This window comes from Thermoplasma sp. (genome assembly GCF_008709555.1).
Lineage (GTDB): Archaea > Thermoplasmatota > Thermoplasmata > Thermoplasmatales > Thermoplasmataceae > Thermoplasma.
This window is the reverse complement of sequence record NZ_VYIJ01000008.1, coordinates 1-18,963: the sequence shown is the minus strand read 5'-3', so window position 1 is coordinate 18,963 and position 18,963 is coordinate 1. Positions and strand designations below refer to the sequence as shown.

Sequence of the window (18,963 nt, the reverse complement as noted above, 5' to 3'; positions counted from 1 at the left end):
CTAGACTAAGTATATGATAGATCACAGTGGAAGATGCATCCCGAGCGCGAACGTCGTCACCGCCGCAAAGAACAGGTACATCAGCCATGTGCCTGTGACAAGGTGGAAGAAACCCTTGGCGCGGGTCCATGTGGGTGATTTCAGAAGACTTGCAGGTATGTCGGTTATGTACACCAAGGCCAGAAGAACGAACAGGGTTGCAACAGGAACATCGCCTGCCTTGAAGAAAACGAATGCACCAGTTATGCTGATCCAGAGGAACGCTATGGCCATGAAGCCATCGACTGTTGTATCTCCCTGAACGTATCTGTTTATTCCGAGGGCAAACCAATGTACTCCGTATGCCGTGAAGGCCGTAGCAGCCATGTAAAGCACGGGTGATGCCTGAAAGGCCGGGAAAATCGTCAGACAGAGGAAGAGATAGGTTCCGGTGATGAACTGCATGAACCCAGGCATCCAAATACCCCACTGCCCGAGAACCTTGCTGACCTTCTCCGTTGTTTCCCCGGGTATCCTGAAAAATTCCCAACCACCCCATACTTAATAGCCTGTTCCGAGACCGAAGAATCCTATAGCCAATGGCGGAAGCGGACTCATTACCATGAACTTTACAATTTCTATATGTATAAAAATATTCTGTTATGGGTATAATGCATTACGTTTTCAGATTGGTATTTTGCCATAACAATGCATTTTAACGTATTTACCGTTAAGATAATATTCATCAGAAAAAGCAGTTTTTATCATTATGCCTAAACATTCATATAACTAAGACATTCATTTAATAACGAATAGAATTTCATAACTTTTTGCAAAGATTTAAATAATAATTGCCATGAGGTCATGTAATGACAGAACAAGACACGTTTGTTAAGTCCACAGCTTCCGACAAGAAGTTCCGAAAAGAACTGACAACCATAGACCTCCTGTTTCTCAGTCTTGGAGGGATAATCGGGTCAGGATGGCTGTTCGCTGCGGCAAGCGCATCCATGCTGGCAGGGCCTGCAGCCGTGCTGTCGTGGATAATCGGTGGTCTCATCGTGCTTGTCATCGCTCTCGTATACGCTGAGCTGGGCGGCATGATACCAAGGTCAGGTGCCATCGTTCGATATGGGCAATATTCTCACGGCGGTCTTGCAGGATTCCTCTTCGGCTGGGCCTACTTTTTGAGTGCTGTGTCGGTTCCTGCGATAGAGGCAGAAGGAGTGATAACGTATGCCGGTACATACGTGAAGGGTCTGGTTACAAATACCGGCGTATTGACCGGACTCGGTATACTGCTGGCTGCCATACTGATGCTCGGTTTCTTCTTCCTGAACTACTTCGGCATAAAGGTCATGGGAAAGACGAACACGGGAATGACATGGTGGAAGCTGATAATACCATCAGCTACCGTTGCATTGCTTCTTGCCGTTCATTTCAATATCAGCAACTTCTTCCTAAAGACAGGCTTCGTCACCTATGGATGGTCGAGTGTCTTTGAAGCCATATCTGTATCGGGCATAGTTTTCTCATACCTTGGTTTCAGACAGGCGCTTGACTACGGGGGAGAGGCGAAGAACCCTCAGAAATCGGTTCCTATTGCAACAGTACTATCAGTTGTGATAGGCATAGCGTTATACGCCCTTCTGCAGGTAGTTTTCATAGGACAGGTTAACTGGGCGGCTGTCGGCGTTCCAGCTGGAGACTGGTCAGCACTGACTGGCGGCGTTGTGACAGCGCCATTCGCGACACTTGCCAGTTCTGCAGGTCTGGTGTTCCTTTCCTACTTCCTCTTCGCAGATGCTTACGTTTCACCATCGGGTACGCTCAACGTTTACCTTGGAACATCGCAGAGGACACTGTACGGACTTGGTACGCTAGGGTACCTTGGGAAATCCATGTCTGATGTAAACAAAAAGACACGTGTTCCCATACTCCCGCTGATCGCGTCGCTTGTGATAGGATACATATTCTTCGCACCGTTCCCAAGTTGGTACAAGCTAGTTGGCTTCATATCTTCATCAACGGTGTTTACATACATCGTGGGTGGATCAGCGCTGCAGGTCTTCAGGAGAGAGGCGGCAGAGCTGAAGAGACCATTCAAGCTGGGAGGCGCCTCTATACTGAGCCCCATAGCGTTCGTTGGTGCAACCCTGATAGTGTACTGGAGTGGATGGCCGCTGGTTGCGTATCTTGTCATAGCCATACTCATAGGGCTGGTCGTGTATGCTGCTTTCTACCTGGCTGGAAAATCGGCCATAAACATATTCTCTGGCAAGCATTTCAAGGGTGGAGCCTGGCTTCTGGCCTACATGGGCGTTATAACGCTGCTCTCTTATCTGGGGGAGAAACCATATGGCGGAACTGGTCTGATACCTTTCCCATGGGACTTCCTGGTGATGATAGTGGTAGCTATAGCTTTCTACTTCTGGTCTGTACTCAGTGGCTTCAAGACCGACGAGATAACGGAGATAATAGAATCCGATATGCAGTATCTGCCTTCTGATGAAGCTGCTCAGGCTCCGGTGGGTAAGAAATAGGATATCAGCATTTTCTTTAAAAAATATATTTCAGTTTGAAAATTAAAATTTTTAAATATTTGTATATTTCCGAATACATTGGAAGGTCTTTCTCGTTGATCCTTGTTGTACTTATTACCAATAAGAGTTAAAATGGGCAGATATAATGAAATCGTATGGCTCAGAATTCCCTTATGGATCGGAATAAGGTCAGGAACAGATCCATGTGAATCATCATACACCGATGCAGAGAGTATTCCAGAGTACGTATATCGCGAGATAAGTCGCAACAGGGGGAAGTTGTAATATTTCCTTGAACGGTTAACATTTACACAGAGAGGAGTTTAACTGTTGCCTTGACGATCCCCGCTGATTCTGCGGTTAAGATCATAAGATGCGTCAGCAAAGCCGGGTAAAAGGCTTTAGAAACGTCAAAACCAAGTATGAAGTTCATAACGGTGTTGAATACGCTTAAAAAGCTGCACGATAATTACGGATCTCTCAAATACCGTGTTACCGGCCAGGACCATTTTGTCGGTCTGAAGCCCGATGAAACGTTTACCATAACCATGGTTTCCAGGGATAGATTCATGGAGATGAGGCCTGGTACGACCATGGCATTCCGGCATCTTCCTCTATGATAGCGGCACAGGCACGGTGAAGGTTGAGGAAACGCACATAATGAATAGAAAGATGCAAATTGGAGAAAACGACATAGTTCAAACCTCCAGTCTGTATAATTTTTATTATATTTTAAAATTCATCAGTGTTAAATATGATATTTTGCTGACTATGTATGGAAGAAGAATCTTTGATAGAAAGTTTTGTAAAAGCACTTGAGGGTACGAAAGGAACTGTTGAGTTTTCATTTGAGGATCTCAGCATAAAGCTACCGGGAATGAACGCCAGCATGCTGATAAATGGAAAAGTCAATGTAACAGCGATGCCAGTAAATGAAAAACCAAAACAGTGATCCCATTCCGTATCATGGTTTTTTAAACCTTGGCGGATACGTGTTTATAAAGATAGACGGGCGGGAAGCAGCCGAAATAAGTCTATCAGAAAATAAAATGAAGGTAACGCTGAAGGATCCTAGACTGTTTTCGGCCATGTCAGATAAGATACCGCATCGCCTAGAATATATGAAACTGATAGAGCAGTTTTCAAAGATACTCTCCAAACTGCGCCTTAATGTGGAGTTAGACGATGAAAGGGGATCTATCCTCAAGATGGGTTATATGGTGCATTCAGTACTCGGAAATTTCAAGATAAGCCTCAGAAGATCCAGAAGATACCTTTAGTGATCTGCACCTCGGCTATGTTTCGGAGTTCACTTTCAGCGAGTGGACATCTGTCTGTATGGTTCCTAAACAAGCCAGAAGCAGCGATCCTCACAGTTGTTGATTTGGACCGCACGAACCCTGTCTTTGTCGGTCTGGCGTATAATCATTAATTATTGAATTCTTTCTTTGTGAAGCCCGTGCATCCCTTTCCCGAAGGATAGTTTTACAGCCTCCACTAAACCCCTAACAATTCCATAAAACCTCAGTTAAAATTGCATAAAATGGAAAAACAAAAATTGAAGGAGTGGGGCCGTTGAGAATTGAACTCAAGTCACCAGCACCCCAAGCTGGCAGGATACCAAGCTACCCCACGGCCCCTCACGAAAATGGCATTATTTCATTTATGAGGTCAACGTGTGAAACGATCATCCTTCTGCAGCAGTATCTCTCTATCCCGAGGTCATCGAATATCTTTTCGATCTCCTCTGGGCTAGGTTCTCTGCCTTCAGCCTTGATCTCATTCACGCGCTTTATGTATCGTCCGTAATCTGAGGCGATGACCCTGCCGCAGCTGAAACACCTAACAGGTATTATCATATTTGATCACCTGTAGGATTTCTGCTTCTTGGCTCTTGCACCGCGGCCGCCTGCCTTTTTGGGCAGCTTTATGCGCACATCGTTGACGATGAGTGTACGATCGTACTGCCTGAATAGGTTTTCGAGATCCGAATCGTTAAGGTATTTAACCAGGGCCCTGGCTATTGCAGTGCGTGATGCATCGGCCTGGCCAGTGACACCACCGCCTCTGACCTTCACCGCTATGTCCAGTTCTTTGGCCTTGTCTTCCGCTAGGAGAAGAGGTTCCATTATTTTATTGCGAAGAACTCTTACAGGATACAGTTCAACAGGATACCCGTTTATCGTCACTACGCCTTTCCCCTTCTTTGCGACCGCACGGGCAACTGCGGTCTTTCTCTTTCCAGTTGTTATTATAAAATCCATATTCAATAACCTCCGAGCTCTCTGGACAGATCACCGAGTGTGATTATTCCGGAGACCTTATCCGTCATAACACCTTCAACCTTCTCAACTTTTTCCTTATCCACATCAGGCGGAACGTTTCTGTATACCTTGCATCTGGCTAGGGCTTCCTTTCCCTTTGTTATCTTCTTTGGCAGCATGTCACCGATGGATCTTCTTAATATGTTCTCCGGAGTCTTAGGATAGTAAGGACCCTTCCTGACGCTTCCAATGTCGCGGCGTTCTTTGAATTTTCCGATGACAAATTCCTTGTTACCTGTTATCACCGCCTTAGATGCATTAACTATGGTTATCTCTTCACCCTCTAGAAGCCTTTTTGCCACATAGGCTGATAGCCGACCATAAATTGCTCCTGAAGCATCAATCACTCTCATGTTCTTACCTCATTATCTTGACGTTGGTACCCTTTGGATTGTCCTTTGCAAGTTCGGATATGTTCATGAAGGCACATCCAGAGTTAGACAGCTTCTCCACGGCCGTCCTGGAAAATTTGAATGCGCCGACAGTGACCTTTTTGCTTATCTTACCGAGGCCCAGGACGGATCCTGGGACGACTATGACGTCTCCATCCTTGGCATATTTATCTATCTTTGATAGGTTAACGGAGGCATATCCTCTTCTTCTAGAAGCGAGCCTCTCAGCTATATCTCTCCAGAGTTTAGAACCGCTCTCCCTTGATATGTTGTTGAGCGTTTCTATCTCCTGAGTTAAGGCTCTGCTTATCTTTCTTGAGACATCCAATGACATTGATCAACACCGATAGACAGCAAATAATGCGACCTTAATAAATATTGTGATTAATACGCTGCCTGCTTATCCTTCAATGCCAGCAATGCTATTATGGCGCATGGAAGTTGCTTCATTAGAATTAAAGAAACCTGAATATAAGCACTAAGACGAATATTATGGCCAGATATGGACTGCTATATATGAAAAGCTTCAGGGAATTCTTCCTGTCTGGGTGCCTTACGAAAACAACGGAATAAAATATCATGGGTATGGCTATGGCTGAGGCCAGTATCATGTAGGTGATTGGCATCACCCTGAAGAAGGCTGGTATTATGGAGAAGGCAAAGAGTATGATAGCCGCCGAGGATATGCATATAGCCGATATCCTGTCGTTGTGTATGGACGTCATCATCGGGACACGCGCCCTGTTGTAGTCATCTCTGTACCTGTATGCGAGGCTCCATACATGTATCGGTATCCAGACAACGACGAGTAGGAAAAGGAACCACGGAAGAACTGAGAATTTGGTGGTGACTGTGTACCAACCTATAACCACGGGAAAACCGCCTGAAAAACCCCCTAAAATGATGTTCCATGGTGTCCTCCTTTTTGTGAGATAGGAGTAAACGAACACGTTGTCGAAGAGCCCAACGGCCATAAACAGCGCAGCGTAGAATTTTCCAAAGGCGAGAAGCACTACCATGGACAGGACCATCAGTACCAGCCCAAATATTAGACCATTCAGCGGTTTTATCTTGCCTGTAACTAGAGGTCTCTTCATCGTCCTTGACATGACGGCATCGATGTCCTTATCGATGTAGTTAGTTGTTGCCTCTGCACCCATTGATCCGATCATTACTGATATTGTTGCCAACAAGATCAGCAACAGATAATGCAGATCGAAATATGGTATGGCGATCACAGCACCGATCGCACCAACGAAAACGAGCAAAGACCACACCTTGGGCTTTGTGTAGGAGAAGTACAGCATCGCTTTGCTCGTCATATGGATAAATCAATTTGCAATAGATTAAGTTTATGTCAAGACGACGAAATATAGCGAATCACCAGGAGATTGCATGGTGCGTCATTCAGCATCATAGGGTTGCTGGCACAGAATTATGGTTTTTTTAGCGATGACAGGATTCGCATATAGTTGAATCGATCCCGATGATCTTTCCGCATCATGTTAAGGCTTCCTTCATATTTCAGAAACGGTTATACCTTTTAATATAATAAGGGAATAGAACTGAGTTCATGAAGAGCTTCTTGGATTGGGAACTGGAGCTTCACAGCAAGGTGGAAGAGGTCAACGCAAGACTCCTCGAAACGATCAGAAGTGAGGAACCTGATCTGGACAGAATGGCCAGGTATACCATAGAAGCAGGCGGTAAGAGGTTCAGGCCGCTGCTTACGATACTTGCATATGAATCGAGTACAGATGAACCTTACTTTAAGATACTGGATCTAGCCACCGGATACGAGCTGATCCACACGGCAAGTCTGATACACGATGACATAATAGACAACTCTCCGATGAGACGCGGGCGTCCGACCCTCAGCTACAAAGAGGGCGTGAATAACGCGATCGTTGTTGCCGATTACCTTTTCGCTAAGGCGTATGAACTCGGGTCCAGATATGGCCCCGTCGTTTCCAAGGTAATGGCGGACGCCTCAAGCAGGCTGGCTGAAGGTCAGATACTCGAAGCAGTGAACCTCGGGAATCTAAACATAACCGAGGATACATACTTCAGAATAATCGAAAATAAGACGGCGCATTTCTTTGAGGCCTGCGCTAAGGGAGCCACGATAGCTGCAAACGCCGATCTCAACACACGGAACATGCTATCTGGATTCGCTTTCAACCTTGGAATGGCATTTCAGGTGACCGACGATATACTTGACATAACCGGAGACGACAAGTACACTGGTAAGCCAACCTTCGTGGATATAAAGCATGATGCACTTACTCTGCCAATAATATACGCCATCCGCAATTCCAGTGAGGATGACAGGAATAAGGTCATAGACATGATCAATGGAAGCTTGGAGATAGACAAAGACCTGCTGAAAAAGATATTCCTCAGAAGTGGGGCCATAGATTACTCATTCGGAGTAGCGAAGAGATTCATAACTACGGCCATGGACTATTTGAAGAACGTTACAAGGTCTCCTGACATCGATCTGTTGATGGAATTGGCCCTGATGGTCATAGATCGCATAGAGATATATGGCTGATTTTCAGGGGAAAGGAATGGTGAGATCTGGATGAATGCTATCTTCATGATAAAATATATGGTGAGGTACTGAAATGAGACCAAGAATACTGCTTTATACTGGAAAAGGTGGTGTAGGAAAAACATCTATCGCTGCTGCAACGGGTGCCCTTCTTTCTGCGAAAGGTCACAAGACGCTAATAATATCGACTGATCCGGCTCATAGCCTGGGCGATGCCTTCGGAATGGAGATCGGGCATAGCATAAAGCAACTGGCCGATAACCTGTACGGGCAGGAGGTCAGCGTGGTGCAGTCCATAAACGAGCACTGGGGAGAGCTGAAAGACTACTTGAGATCCCTCTTCCTTTCGCAGGGACTTGATCCTGTTTCTGCAGATGAGATAGCTACGCTGCCTGGTTTCGAGGAGGCCTCTGAACTCCTCTATCTAAGAAACTATTATTACGATGAGGAGTACGACACCATCATAATGGATAGTGCGCCTACTGGTGCGGCGTTGCAGCTTCTGTCATTCCCTGAAGTCATGACATGGTACATGGATAAGCTGTTTCCCATAAGCAGGAAAACAGCAAGGGTTGCACGCCCACTGCTCAAGCCGTTTGTCGATATACCGTTGCCGGAGGATGCTGTGTTTGAGAATATCGATCTCCTCTATAGACAGTTGACCGATATAAGAAAAATACTCACAAATAACGATGTAACTTCCATACGTCTGGTCACGAATCCAGACAATATGTCGTACAGCGAGACAAAGCGCGCTTACACATACCTGCTTCTGTATGGTTACCCAGTTGATGCAGTCATAATCAACAAGATACTCAGCGATGAGACCGGGGAATTCTTCGAGAAGATGCGGGGCAGCCAGAAGGACATAATAACAGAGATGGAAAATTCATTCGTTGACATAAAAATATTCAAAGCAAGGCTGCTGCAGGAGGAACCAATCGGTCTGAAAAAGCTGATAGAACTGGGCAAGCTGATCTACGGCGATGAGGATCCATATAAGGTCTTCTACAAAGGTACGCCGATAAAATACACAAAGAACGGTGACAGGTACATCCTAAAGATAAAGATGCCCTTCGCAGATAAGGAGAAGCTTAACCTGTTCAATCATGGTGGCGAACTCACAATTGAGATAGCAAACTGGAAGCGTGTCTTCTATCTTCCTGAATCGATCTCCGATAAGAGACCGATATCGGCGGAATATTCAAATGGATATTTGAATGTAATACTTGAGTGATCGTATGGATATAGAGATCACAATAAAGGTTTCCAAGAAAACCTACCAAAGGCTGGAACGAATCTTCTATCTGATCACGCTTCCCAGGAACTTCGAGGAATTCCAGAAAGAGATAAAGAAAGAAACCTCGCCAAAAAGAGAGAGCGAGAAGGATAAATTCAAAAAGATCGAAATAAAATAGATTTTGTATTCATAACTGAATATCGCTGAAAATTAATATACATTTTTTCACTACTATCGATATGAATGCGCTCATAGAAGAAGACCTTTTTTCAAAGATAGGCCTTGATGATGTGAACTCGGGGGTATATGACGGCGAATGGGTGAATCCATCTGGAAAGATGCTCACTGTAAGGAGCCCGATAGACGGCAGTGAGGTTGCAAAAATATCGCTTGCGACAAGAGGCGACTATGACCGTCTCGTATCTAAGGCCATTGAGGAGTTCAAGAAATGGAGGATGATACCCGCCCCGAAGCGCGGTTTAATCATAAGGGAAATAGGCGACGAGCTCAGGAAGGAGAAGAAGAACCTTGGCAAGATAGTGACAATAGAAGCGGGCAAGACGCCATCCGAAGGAGAAGGCGAAATACAGGAGATGATAGATATATCGGATCTGGCTCTTGGCCTCTCAAGGCAGCTCTACGGCCTGACCATAGCAAGCGAACGGCCATACCACAGGATGTATGAGCAGTGGGTACCGCTTGGTCCAGTGGCTGTAATAACATCGTTCAACTTCCCCGCTTCTGTCTGGTCATGGAACGCCTTCATAGCGGCTGTTGACGGCGATGTTGTGATATGGAAGCCGTCTTCAAAGGCAGCTCTAACAGCCGTTGCGGTCATGAAGGTGATTGAGAGAGTTCTGAAGAGAAACAACGCTCCCAACATATTCTTCCTCATGGTCAGCTCTGGATCTGAAGGCGGTGACTGGATAACAAACGATCCAAGAATACCGCTGGTATCATTCACAGGTTCTGTCCCCGTGGGCAAGAAGATATCAGAAAATGTGGCGAAGCGTCTTGGAAAGAGCATACTGGAGCTTGGCGGAAATAACGGCGCAATAGTCTCTGACAAGGCCGACATGGATCTTGCATTGAGGGGTGTGGTGTTCGGTGCCCTTGCAACCGCTGGCCAGCGTTGCACAACAACCAGGCGTGTTATAGTCCAGGAGAGGATATATGACCAGTTCCTTGAAAAGCTCAAGAATGCGTACTCCACCATAAAGGTCGGAGATCCAAGGGACAAGGGCGTACTGGTCGGGCCACTGATAGACGAGGATGCTGTAAAGGACTATGAACGTGCGATCGATCTGGCCATAAAGCAGGGTGGCCGCCTAGTATTTGGAGGGAAACGTATAACAGTGAAGGGTCATGAGGGTGGGCACTACGTCATGCCAACCATAATAGAGGCGAAACCAGACATGCCCATAGTCAAGGAGGAGACGTTTGCGCCCATACTCTATGTTATGAAATACAGGACCATAGAAGAGGCAATAGAGATACACAACTCCGTACCTCAGGGGCTTTCGTCCTCCATATTTACAACGGATCTCCGTGAGGAAGAAGCTTTCCTGTCTCCCTACGGATCGGACTGCGGCCTTGCGAATGTGAATACGAGCACAGCCGGCGCAGAGATAGGCGGAGCATTCGGCGGTGAGAAGGATACCGGAGGAGGAAGGGAGAGCGGAAGCGATGCCTGGAAGTACTACATGAGAAGGCAGACAGTCACAAAGAATTGGGGCCAAACACTTCCCCTTGCTCAGGATGTTGTGTTTGAATTCTAAAAACATCGAATCTATTTTTGTTTTCAATTTCCTCTGAATTTTGGTTTTCTTTTTTCCCTGAATGCTCTTACGCCCTCTTTGAAGTCGTGGCTTGAAGCAAGCTTTGACTGATCTCTGGCTTCGATCTTGAGGAATTCTTCAAGATCGCCGAATAGAGAATAGTTTAGGAATGACTTGGCCGTGGAATAGGCTAGGAACGGGCCATCTGCAATGGACCTTGCCACTTCCCTTGCCTTGGAGAGAGGATCATCTGACAATTCAAGAATTCCAGCCTGACTGGCGTATTCTGCGGAGAATTCCCCTCCGGTTATGAGGTACTTTGAAAAGCGTCCTCCGGAAAGTCTTGCCAGGATATAACTCAGCCCGGTGTCTGGTGCCAGGCCTATACCCTGGAAGGCGAGAATGAAGCGGGCATCCTTTGATGCGAAGACAAGATCGCAGAGTAAAGCGATGCTTATACCAGCTCCTGCTGCAATGCCATTCACTGCGCTTATGAATATCTTCCTGCTGTTTCTTATTGCCTTTGCTATGACGTGGAAGGATTCTTCAAGATCCGATCGCAGAAGATCCTCAGTGATCTCTTCCTTTGAATCTGAAAGATCGGCTCCAGCTGAGAAGACAGTTCCAGCACCGGTTATTATCACTGCCCTGATGGTGTTGTCTTTTTCGATCTCTCCAAATGCGGATATCATTTCGCTTCGTGTTTCAGAATCAAGGGCGTTCATCCTTCCTGGTCTATCTATAACGATCGTGGAGATCATGTCTTCATATTCGATCCTTATATTTTTATAGAACATAATCAGGATATGTTAAAATTGATTTATTTATTTTATGATTCAAATATTCGAAGTATCATAGTGATTAATTATGTATCAACATTCAATAACATATCAAATGGCTGGTTCATTCTTTATCGTCCGGAATTTCATTAAGGACAAAGTTTAACTATTGTTTGCATGTTTATGTATGTATGGATATGAAAGGCAAGGTGGCTGTGGTGACTGGATCCGGGCGTGGCATCGGCAGAGAGATCGCGGTGTACCTGGCAAAGCAGGGTGCAAATGTTGTCGTGAATGTCAAGAAGAGGGTGGAAGACGGAAATGAGACTCTGGCAGAGGTTAAAAAATATAGCGCCGGTATGATGGTTCAGGCAGATGTATCAACCCGATCTGGCGCGAAGCTGCTCGCCGATGAAACCCAGAAGAGATACGGCAGATGTGACATTCTGGTCAACAATGCCGGTCTAGGCATAGGAATGCCTTTTCTGGACAGTGATGACAGGCTCATAAATAAGATGGTATCCACCAACTATCTATCCGCTATATACTGTACTCAGGAGTTCGCCAAGATAATGTCGGAGGGGAGTTCTGTAATAATGATAGCCTCACTTGCCGGCATAAGACCGATGGTGTCGCTTTCGCTTTACGGGAGCCTGAAGGCAGCCATCATCAAACTCACCGAATATCTTGCACTGGAGCTGAAACAGAAGAGGATAAGGGTTAATGCGATCGCCCCATCCATAGTGAAGACAAAGATGGGGGAGAGCCTCATCGATTACATGCACATGACTGAAGACGAGTATGCGTCAAAGCACACGCTGACAGGTCGAATAATATACCCTTCGGAGATAGCTGAAACAGTTGACTTCCTGGTCTCATCTCCAAATATAACAGGACAGACGATAATTATAGATTCTGGGCAATCATTAATTGGTGATTTTCAAATGTAGTTCAATTATATATTTTCCTATATAAGCAATCATATAAATACTCAATAACCATTTTTTTCAATATGCAGAAAAGCATGCTTGATTCGTATGTAGTATATTACAAGAGGTCTGCATTTTCAAGGTCAAGGCCGAACGATCCGGAGAGAGATATTTTTAATTCGGTGCGGATGGACGTTCTGATGGCATCACTGATAAAAGATCATGTGGCTAATACGGGCATAGATCCGGAGGAGATCAATGATGCCATTTTTGGCTGTGCATATCAGAGGAACGAGAATTGGACATACGGTGGAAGACATCCACTCTTTCTAGCACATATGCCATTTACGATACCGTCCATGGCGGTTGACAGGGCATGCGCATCATCCATGAATGCTATAGCGGCTGGATCCATGGAGATAATGACCGGTAACAGCGACATAGTTCTTGCCGGTGGTTTTGAGCACATGACCCACGTTCCGAGGCTATCTAACGGTATGTGCGATCCACTTGTAAATGATCCTGAATACTCAGAGTACAGGATGAAGGAATCATACAGCATGGGTCTCACGGCTGAGAAGCTGGCATCTCTGAATAACATAGGAAGGAGAGAGATGGATGAATTTGCACTGCGTAGCCACAGACTGGCAAGTGAAGCCCTGAAAAGAGGTTTCTTCAATGAAGAGATCCTACCTGTAAGGGTCACGTACGAAGGTAGGGAAGTGGTAGTGGATCGTGATCAAAGCATAAGACCTGACACATCCATGGAACAGCTCTCAGCCTTGAAACCAGCGTTCAAACCAGACGGCATCATAACAGCCGGAAACTCGTCACCGCTGAATGCTGGTGCTTCACTGGTAATGCTAGCCTCAGATGATGCTGTTGAGAAATACAATCTTAGACCCATGGCAAGGATAGTCTCCATGGGATGGGCCGCTGTTGAGCCCTACCTGATGGGTGAAGGTCCAGTCCCAGCCACTAGAAAGGCGCTCATGCACGCGGATCTGAAGGTGGATGACATAGATTACTGGGAGATAAACGAGGCATTTGCCGTCGTTGTACTCAACGCCATGAAGAAGCTAGGCATTGAGGAGGATCGTGTAAACGTACATGGAGGGGCAATAGCAATAGGGCATCCACTAGGTGCAACAGGTGCAAGGATAGTGGGTACACTTGCACGCATCCTCAAGGAGAAACATGGAAGATATGGTGCCGCAACACTGTGTGTTGGTGGAGGACAGGGATACACTATAATCATAGAGAACACCGATCATTCATAATGCAAAACATTTAAATTCTGAATTTTTATATTATAATATGGCTATAGACCCCGCCTTCAAAAAATTGTTGGAGATGCTTTCTGCCGCTAACCTGGAGAACCTTGATGTATACGGCCTCAGACGTGCAATGAATGAATACAAAATTCCGGAGGCCCCTGAGAAAGTTTATGAAGTCAGAGATTACGCCCTTGAGTACCGTGGAGTCAGAATAAGGATGCGCCTGTATGTTCCAGATAAGGAGACGAGATCTATGATCGTTTATTATCACGGTGGCGGCTTTGTGTTCGGTGACATAGATCTCTATGATAACCTATGCAGGAAGATTGCCAACAGATCCCATTCAAAGGTTATATCAGTGGAATACCGACTTGCTCCAGAAAGCAAGTTTCCCGCTGCGGTTGATGATGCCTATGAGGCTTACCGGTGGATTAGGGAGAATGCAAGGGATCTCGGCATAGATGAGAGCAAGATCGCGATAGGAGGTGACAGTGCTGGTGGAAATCTAACCGCAGCGGTTACGCTTAAGATCAAGGACACCGGGTACGTCCAGCCAAGACTGCAGGTGCTCTTCTATCCTGCTCTTGGGCCTGACTTCTTCAGCGAATCACTGCGTGAATACGGCGAGGGATACTTCCTGACACGAAAGCAGATGGACATGTTCGGGCAGCTCTATTTCAGCAGCCCAGCTGACGCTCTCAATCCATATTTTGCCCCTATACTCTACAATGATCTTTCAGGTCTTCCAGAAGCAATAATTGTAACTGCGGAACTTGATCCACTGAGGGATCAGGGTGAGATGTACCTGAAGCGCCTATATGACGCAGGCGTTATTGCAACTGGAATCAGAGCAAAGGGCATGATACATGGTTTTCTGAGCTTTGCGGTGGTCGTTCCTGCGGCAGAGAATGTCCTTTCGATGGTCTGGTCGCTGGTTGGCTTGAAGATTAGGTATGATGGTGATATCATTCCCTGAGTTCATCCCTTATCCCTGATGCATAGAACGCAAGATCCTTACTCCCATCATAGTCATAGGATCTATAAAGCTCTAGTATGCTGGCCTCGATCGATCCCTCGGCATGTATCATAGCAGTGGCAAACAGCGCACCAAAAGAGGATATGATCTCCTTGGTCATGGATAGTATCCTTGATCTCACGATCGCATCCGTACCTTTCTTTCCTACAAGATATTTTTCAAGGTACTTCCTTTCATCTGGGTTTTCGAAGTCTTTTGAAGACGGAAGTGTTGCCGCAAGTCCGCCAGCAACATCAACTAGATGTTTCACAACATCCAGATAATTCTCATTTGCAATCAGTTTGCCAACATTCGTGATAACCCTATTCGGCACATATATCGATGTGGCAGGATCCATTTTAGATTCATGCGCAGCGAGATAGCCGGTGCTTCTCAGCAGTTCCTTGTATTTGATGATCTCCACAATGTCTCTCCTTATGTGAGACTTATCATCAACACCATTGAGCTCCGCAAGCAATTTTCCTAACCCAATAAGCATGTCTGCGATACCTGCTCTGTAGGCTATGGCGGTGAATCTGTGGTACGTTGGAAACATTACTGCTATAAGGCCAGCGTACTGCCATTCCCCGGCGAGAAACACTCTGTCCCATGGGACGAATACGTCGTCGAATATAGTTATGGATTCCGTTTCAACGTTTTCTCTGCCAACTATGAACCATGGATCATTGAGGGCCGCTTCTGAAGCCTTCTCTGGCTTAGATATCATCTTCAAGCCCTTTGCATTGGCCGGTATTGCAAAGGCCACAGCGTAATCTGCATCATCCTTTGTCATGGCTCTTGTGGGCAGCACTATAATTTCGTTCGCGACCGGACCTTGCGTCGTATGGGCTTTTGCCCCCCTCACAATTATGCCCTCGTTCGTTCTTTTAACAATATGTACATACATGTCAGGATCGGATTGCTCACTTGGCCTTAGTATGCGGTCTCCCTTGACATCCGTCTGTGCAACGGCAAGGGCTAGATCCTCTTCGGCTACATACCTGAAGAATTTCTCAACACGGTCATGGTACGCTGTCCCCAATTTGGAGTCTATCTCTCTACTGGCGATGAGCAGTGCGAATAAAGCGTCAGATCCTATTGCCTGTATTATGTTGAAGGTTCCCCTTCCCATTCTGGTGGTCTTGTATATCAGATCAAACCTTTCCATGAGATCCTCGGGCTTTTTAGGAATCCTATAGAATGTGCTGATCTCACCATAGTCCTTATCTCTGCAAACAAGCATGCTCCTGTACTTAGGATCTTTCTGCCATTTGTATACTAGAGAGGCATGCTTAACCGCGGCTCCTATCTCTGGATGATTCACAACATTACTAACCTTCTGTCCCCTGTAATAAACTGCGCGTCCATCGTCAAGGCTATTCAGATAACGATCCACGTCATATATCGTCATATCATATCAATATACGATCATATTGCATGAGATAAATCTTATCGCATGCAATATGAAGTACATAATTTTTGTCGTGCATGGTTTTCAGTTAAAAGATATTGAAGAAGTGGCCTGTGACCAGATGCGAGAGCGGATCATGTTGGGTATCATTAGATGACAGAATATATCAATTAGGCTGTAAATTCTTATACATATATGGAGGTATATCGCAAGTCTAATTAACTGACAATCAGTTACATCATCAAGTATATGGTGACGTCATATGAATATAAAGGAGGTATGCGTGATAGGATCTGGTGAGATGGGGCACGGAATAGCTGAGGTGTTTGCGATAAACGGTTTCAATGTGCGTCTTGAAGATATATCCGATGATATACTCGCCAAAGCGCTTAAGAATATAAGTGAAAGTCTTTCAAAATTGGAACAGAAAGATTCACTCAGCGGGCAGAAGGCCAGTGATGTTCTAGCTAGAATAAAAACTTTCACTGAAATAGGAAAGGCAGTGAATGGATCTGACCTTGTCATCGAAGCAGTTCCAGAGATAGAAGACCTGAAAAAGAAGGTATTCTCTGAGGTCGAAAAATATGCTGATGACAGTACAATACTTGCTTCCAATACCTCGAATATAAGGATAACAGACATCGCTAACGTCCTTAGGCGTAAAGACCGCTTTGCTGGTCTGCATTTCTTCAATCCACCAGTGATACTCAAGCTTGTTGAGGTGATAAAGGGCGAGGATACCTCGGAGGCTACGGCAAAGACCCTCATTGATATTGTAAAGATGATAGGTAAGTACCCCATCATGGTCAACAGGGATGTTCCAGGCTTTGTGGTCAATCGCGTTAATGCACCTGTAACATTGCTTTTCTGTTTATATGCAGGAAATGGCATAGCGTCACCGGAGGAGATAGATGCGTACGTGAAGAACCTTGGATATCCTATGGGTCCTTTCGAGTTATCAGATTACGTGGGCATAGACGTGGCTATGCACTCCATAGAGTATTTCGCCAGAACGGTTGATCCTGATTATGCGAAGTGCACGCTCTTCGGCGATATGGTACGGAGAGGAAAGCTCGGTATGAAAACGGGCTCAGGCTTTTACGACTGGAGCAGGGGTAGGCCGAAAATAGACACGAGTAAGACCACCGACAAGATATCTGCGGATGAAATATATGCGGTGGAGATAAATGAAGCAACAAAGCTTGTGGAGATGGGAGTTTCAACACCTGAGGATATAGAGACAGGAGTCAGATACGGTCTTAACAGAAAGATGGGGCCTATTACCGAAGCAGAAAATATGACGAATGAAAAGGTGTTGCGTACCCTTGAGGATCTCAAGAAGAAATTCAACAATAATGTCTTCGATCCTTCAGACTCTATAAAGAATGGGAGAATGCATGAAATATTGCATATAAATAAGGGATATTCAGGAATGGTTACGTCAAAACAGTACAGGAACATCATTGTTGAAAACCTCGGAAACTACATATCCAGAATAAAACTAAACAGGCCAAAATACAACACTATCAGCGACGATCTGCTTGACGATCTCGAGGATGCTATAAGAACGCTATGGACCGATGATAATACAAGAGCAATAATAATAACCGGAGAAGGAAATGTCCTTTCAGCCGGAGCAGATCTCAAGCAGTTTACCATGACCAGCTACCAGTTCGCTGAATCATCTAGAAAGGGGGAGCGGATTTTCGAGATGTTATCAGAGATACCAAAGCTCACTGTAGTTGTGATGAAGGGTTACGCTCTGGGGGGTGCACTTGAATTATCGCTTGCCTGCGATATAAGGATCGCTTCTCCAGAAGTCAAGATAGGGTTCCCTGAGGTCACTCTCGGTCTCGTTCCAGGATGGGGCGGGTCTCAGAGGCTTGCAAGGATAATCGGCTATGGTAGAGCTCTTGAATTCACACTCACAGGTAAGAGAATAACGGGTAGGGAAGCTTATGATATCGGCCTGGTAAACGAGGTTGCTGACGATCCAGACATATATGCTGTTGAATTTGCCAGCAATGTCTTGAAGACGTCAGCCCCAATATCCATTGCACTCATAAAAAGGCTCATAAACAAGGGTACGCAGGTGCCCAGGGATATAGGACTAGATATGGAGGCATTCGCAGCAGGCATTGCGTTCTCCACAGAGGATCTCAGGGAAGGCATAGATGCGTTTTTTGAGAAGAGAAAGCCGCAGTTCAGGGGGAGATGAAAATGGACGTCTATTTGGTGGACTACAAGAGGACAGCATTCTCAAGATCTAGGCCAAGGGAGCCGGAGAAAGATTTATTTAACAGTCTTAGGATGGATGAGGTCATGGCCATGCTTCTCAACGATATCATATCACGAACCAGGATCGATCCAAAAGATATCGGCGACGTCATAACTGGTTGTGCTCTTCAGGTGGGTGAGGACTGGCTCTATGGTGGTAGGATGCCGGTGCTTCTCGCCGGGCTGCCGCCAGAGGTGCCTGCTATGGGCGTGGACAGGCAGTGTTCGTCATCGATGGCGGCCATAGCGATGGGCGCCTTCGAGATAGTTGCAGGGCATTCTCACGCGGTCATAGCCGGAGGCATGGAACACATGACCCATGTTCCAATGGGGGACAACCCCATGATAATATACAACAGAAAGCTCATTGAAGATCCAAGATATGCAAAGTATGATATGACAACGGGCTTCAGCATGGGTCTCACGGCTGAGAAGCTGGCATCTCTGAATAACATAGGAAGGAGA

The 18,963-nt window shown here is 45.8% G+C and carries 20 protein-coding genes, 1 tRNA gene and 1 pseudogene; 13 read left to right on the top strand and 9 right to left on the bottom strand.

What is annotated here, in order from left to right:
• Positions 1-21: 21 nt before the first annotated feature.
• Positions 22-603 (bottom strand): annotated as a pseudogene (locus tag F6Q11_RS04290) (hypothetical protein).
• 245 nt (positions 604-848) lie between these two features.
• Between F6Q11_RS04290 and F6Q11_RS04285 the strand changes: the two are divergent.
• The 4 genes from F6Q11_RS04285 (at position 849) to F6Q11_RS04270 (ending at position 3,802) form a co-directional block, all read left to right on the top strand.
• Complete coding sequence (locus tag F6Q11_RS04285) at positions 849-2,522, top strand: APC family permease (protein ID WP_297026542.1); 1,674 nt, start codon at positions 849-851, stop codon at positions 2,520-2,522.
• Between the two features lie 422 nt (positions 2,523-2,944).
• Positions 2,945-3,142 carry a hypothetical protein gene (locus tag F6Q11_RS04280; protein WP_297026540.1) on the top strand — a complete coding sequence of 66 codons (198 nt, stop codon included), beginning with the start codon at positions 2,945-2,947 and terminating at the stop codon, positions 3,140-3,142.
• A gap of 155 nt (positions 3,143-3,297) precedes the next feature.
• Positions 3,298-3,474 (top strand): hypothetical protein, encoded by a 177-nt coding sequence (locus F6Q11_RS04275; RefSeq protein ID WP_297026539.1) that lies wholly within the window; start codon positions 3,298-3,300, stop codon positions 3,472-3,474.
• 40 nt (positions 3,475-3,514) lie between these two features.
• Positions 3,515-3,802: a hypothetical protein gene (locus F6Q11_RS04270; RefSeq protein WP_297026537.1), complete on the top strand. Its 288-nt coding sequence runs from the start codon at positions 3,515-3,517 to the stop codon at positions 3,800-3,802.
• Positions 3,803-4,089: 287 nt separating this feature from the next.
• On the opposite strand, the gene F6Q11_RS04265 is transcribed toward F6Q11_RS04270, so the two are convergent.
• From F6Q11_RS04265 to F6Q11_RS04240, 6 genes are all read right to left on the bottom strand, one after another.
• Positions 4,090-4,162, bottom strand: a tRNA-Pro gene (locus F6Q11_RS04265).
• Positions 4,163-4,381 (bottom strand): DNA-directed RNA polymerase subunit N, encoded by a 219-nt coding sequence (locus F6Q11_RS04260; RefSeq protein ID WP_297026535.1) that lies wholly within the window; start codon positions 4,379-4,381, stop codon positions 4,163-4,165.
• A 6-nt stretch (positions 4,382-4,387) separates the two neighbouring features.
• Entirely contained in the window at positions 4,388-4,786 is a 399-nt protein-coding gene (locus F6Q11_RS04255) for a 30S ribosomal protein S9 (protein ID WP_297026533.1), read from the bottom strand.
• Positions 4,787-4,788: 2 nt separating this feature from the next.
• Positions 4,789-5,199: a 50S ribosomal protein L13 gene (locus tag F6Q11_RS04250; RefSeq protein ID WP_297026531.1), complete on the bottom strand. Its 411-nt coding sequence runs from the start codon at positions 5,197-5,199 to the stop codon at positions 4,789-4,791.
• Positions 5,200-5,203: 4 nt separating this feature from the next.
• Positions 5,204-5,572, bottom strand: coding sequence for a 50S ribosomal protein L18e (locus F6Q11_RS04245; RefSeq protein WP_297026530.1), 369 nt, complete (start codon positions 5,570-5,572; stop codon positions 5,204-5,206).
• Positions 5,573-5,693: 121 nt separating this feature from the next.
• The gene (locus F6Q11_RS04240; protein WP_297026528.1) at positions 5,694-6,560 is read right to left on the bottom strand and encodes a heme o synthase; all 867 of its coding nucleotides are present in this window, start codon (positions 6,558-6,560) and stop codon (positions 5,694-5,696) included.
• Positions 6,561-6,811: 251 nt separating this feature from the next.
• On the opposite strand from F6Q11_RS04240, the gene F6Q11_RS04235 reads away from it, so the two are divergent.
• The 4 genes from F6Q11_RS04235 (at position 6,812) to F6Q11_RS04220 (ending at position 10,810) form a co-directional block, all read left to right on the top strand.
• Positions 6,812-7,792, top strand: a complete 981-nt coding sequence (locus F6Q11_RS04235) for a polyprenyl synthetase family protein (protein ID WP_297026526.1) — start codon at positions 6,812-6,814, stop codon at positions 7,790-7,792.
• Between the two features lie 73 nt (positions 7,793-7,865).
• Complete coding sequence (locus tag F6Q11_RS04230; RefSeq protein WP_297026524.1) at positions 7,866-9,029, top strand: ArsA family ATPase; 1,164 nt, start codon at positions 7,866-7,868, stop codon at positions 9,027-9,029.
• Between the two features lie 4 nt (positions 9,030-9,033).
• On the top strand, positions 9,034-9,210 hold the full coding sequence (locus tag F6Q11_RS04225; protein WP_297026522.1) for a hypothetical protein: 177 nt from the start codon (positions 9,034-9,036) through the stop codon (positions 9,208-9,210).
• 61 nt (positions 9,211-9,271) lie between these two features.
• Positions 9,272-10,810 (top strand): aldehyde dehydrogenase family protein, encoded by a 1,539-nt coding sequence (locus F6Q11_RS04220; protein ID WP_297026521.1) that lies wholly within the window; start codon positions 9,272-9,274, stop codon positions 10,808-10,810.
• A gap of 23 nt (positions 10,811-10,833) precedes the next feature.
• Here the strand turns inward: F6Q11_RS04220 and F6Q11_RS04215 are convergent, their stop codons facing one another.
• A complete protein-coding gene (locus tag F6Q11_RS04215; protein WP_297026518.1) occupies positions 10,834-11,607 on the bottom strand; it encodes an enoyl-CoA hydratase-related protein in 774 nt (257 codons plus the stop codon).
• A 179-nt stretch (positions 11,608-11,786) separates the two neighbouring features.
• On the opposite strand from F6Q11_RS04215, the gene F6Q11_RS04210 reads away from it, so the two are divergent.
• From F6Q11_RS04210 to F6Q11_RS04200, 3 genes are all read left to right on the top strand, one after another.
• On the top strand, positions 11,787-12,539 hold the full coding sequence (locus F6Q11_RS04210) for an SDR family oxidoreductase (protein WP_367119328.1): 753 nt from the start codon (positions 11,787-11,789) through the stop codon (positions 12,537-12,539).
• A gap of 74 nt (positions 12,540-12,613) precedes the next feature.
• Complete coding sequence (locus F6Q11_RS04205; protein ID WP_297026516.1) at positions 12,614-13,798, top strand: acetyl-CoA C-acetyltransferase; 1,185 nt, start codon at positions 12,614-12,616, stop codon at positions 13,796-13,798.
• A gap of 37 nt (positions 13,799-13,835) precedes the next feature.
• Positions 13,836-14,771 carry an alpha/beta hydrolase gene (locus F6Q11_RS04200; RefSeq protein WP_297026515.1) on the top strand — a complete coding sequence of 312 codons (936 nt, stop codon included), beginning with the start codon at positions 13,836-13,838 and terminating at the stop codon, positions 14,769-14,771.
• Here the strand turns inward: F6Q11_RS04200 and F6Q11_RS04195 are convergent.
• On the bottom strand, positions 14,761-16,221 hold the full coding sequence (locus F6Q11_RS04195; RefSeq protein ID WP_297026513.1) for a 4-hydroxyphenylacetate 3-hydroxylase N-terminal domain-containing protein: 1,461 nt from the start codon (positions 16,219-16,221) through the stop codon (positions 14,761-14,763). The two genes, F6Q11_RS04200 and F6Q11_RS04195, sit on opposite strands and share 11 nt — an antisense overlap.
• Positions 16,222-16,483: 262 nt before the next feature.
• Here F6Q11_RS04195 and F6Q11_RS04190 point away from each other — a divergent pair, with 262 nt between their 5' ends.
• Positions 16,484-18,439: a 3-hydroxyacyl-CoA dehydrogenase/enoyl-CoA hydratase family protein gene (locus tag F6Q11_RS04190; protein WP_297026511.1), complete on the top strand. Its 1,956-nt coding sequence runs from the start codon at positions 16,484-16,486 to the stop codon at positions 18,437-18,439.
• Between the two features lie 2 nt (positions 18,440-18,441).
• A partial coding sequence (locus tag F6Q11_RS04185) for a beta-ketoacyl synthase N-terminal-like domain-containing protein (RefSeq protein WP_297026509.1) occupies positions 18,442-18,963 on the top strand: 522 nt, incomplete at its 3' end.

What these genes read in the sequence shown, in the direction of transcription:
- F6Q11_RS04205 (WP_297026516.1), top strand. Translation starts at nt 12,614, where the DNA reads ATGCTTGATTCGTATGTAGTATATTACAAGAGGTCTGCATTTTCAAGG.
- F6Q11_RS04200 (WP_297026515.1), top strand. Translation starts at nt 13,836, where the DNA reads ATGGCTATAGACCCCGCCTTCAAAAAATTGTTGGAGATGCTTTCTGCC.
- F6Q11_RS04285 (WP_297026542.1), top strand. Translation starts at nt 849, where the DNA reads ATGACAGAACAAGACACGTTTGTTAAGTCCACAGCTTCCGACAAGAAG.
- F6Q11_RS04240 (WP_297026528.1), bottom strand. Translation starts at nt 6,560, where the DNA reads ATGACGAGCAAAGCGATGCTGTACTTCTCCTACACAAAGCCCAAGGTG.
- F6Q11_RS04280 (WP_297026540.1), top strand. Translation starts at nt 2,945, where the DNA reads ATGAAGTTCATAACGGTGTTGAATACGCTTAAAAAGCTGCACGATAAT.
- F6Q11_RS04215 (WP_297026518.1), bottom strand. Translation starts at nt 11,607, where the DNA reads ATGTTCTATAAAAATATAAGGATCGAATATGAAGACATGATCTCCACG.
- F6Q11_RS04245 (WP_297026530.1), bottom strand. Translation starts at nt 5,572, where the DNA reads ATGTCATTGGATGTCTCAAGAAAGATAAGCAGAGCCTTAACTCAGGAG.
- F6Q11_RS04255 (WP_297026533.1), bottom strand. Translation starts at nt 4,786, where the DNA reads ATGGATTTTATAATAACAACTGGAAAGAGAAAGACCGCAGTTGCCCGT.
- F6Q11_RS04250 (WP_297026531.1), bottom strand. Translation starts at nt 5,199, where the DNA reads ATGAGAGTGATTGATGCTTCAGGAGCAATTTATGGTCGGCTATCAGCC.
- F6Q11_RS04260 (WP_297026535.1), bottom strand. Translation starts at nt 4,381, where the DNA reads ATGATAATACCTGTTAGGTGTTTCAGCTGCGGCAGGGTCATCGCCTCA.
- F6Q11_RS04220 (WP_297026521.1), top strand. Translation starts at nt 9,272, where the DNA reads ATGAATGCGCTCATAGAAGAAGACCTTTTTTCAAAGATAGGCCTTGAT.
- F6Q11_RS04190 (WP_297026511.1), top strand. Translation starts at nt 16,484, where the DNA reads ATGAATATAAAGGAGGTATGCGTGATAGGATCTGGTGAGATGGGGCAC.
- F6Q11_RS04235 (WP_297026526.1), top strand. Translation starts at nt 6,812, where the DNA reads ATGAAGAGCTTCTTGGATTGGGAACTGGAGCTTCACAGCAAGGTGGAA.
- F6Q11_RS04195 (WP_297026513.1), bottom strand. Translation starts at nt 16,221, where the DNA reads ATGACGATATATGACGTGGATCGTTATCTGAATAGCCTTGACGATGGA.
- F6Q11_RS04230 (WP_297026524.1), top strand. Translation starts at nt 7,866, where the DNA reads ATGAGACCAAGAATACTGCTTTATACTGGAAAAGGTGGTGTAGGAAAA.
- F6Q11_RS04210 (WP_367119328.1), top strand. Translation starts at nt 11,787, where the DNA reads ATGAAAGGCAAGGTGGCTGTGGTGACTGGATCCGGGCGTGGCATCGGC.
- F6Q11_RS04225 (WP_297026522.1), top strand. Translation starts at nt 9,034, where the DNA reads ATGGATATAGAGATCACAATAAAGGTTTCCAAGAAAACCTACCAAAGG.
- F6Q11_RS04275 (WP_297026539.1), top strand. Translation starts at nt 3,298, where the DNA reads ATGGAAGAAGAATCTTTGATAGAAAGTTTTGTAAAAGCACTTGAGGGT.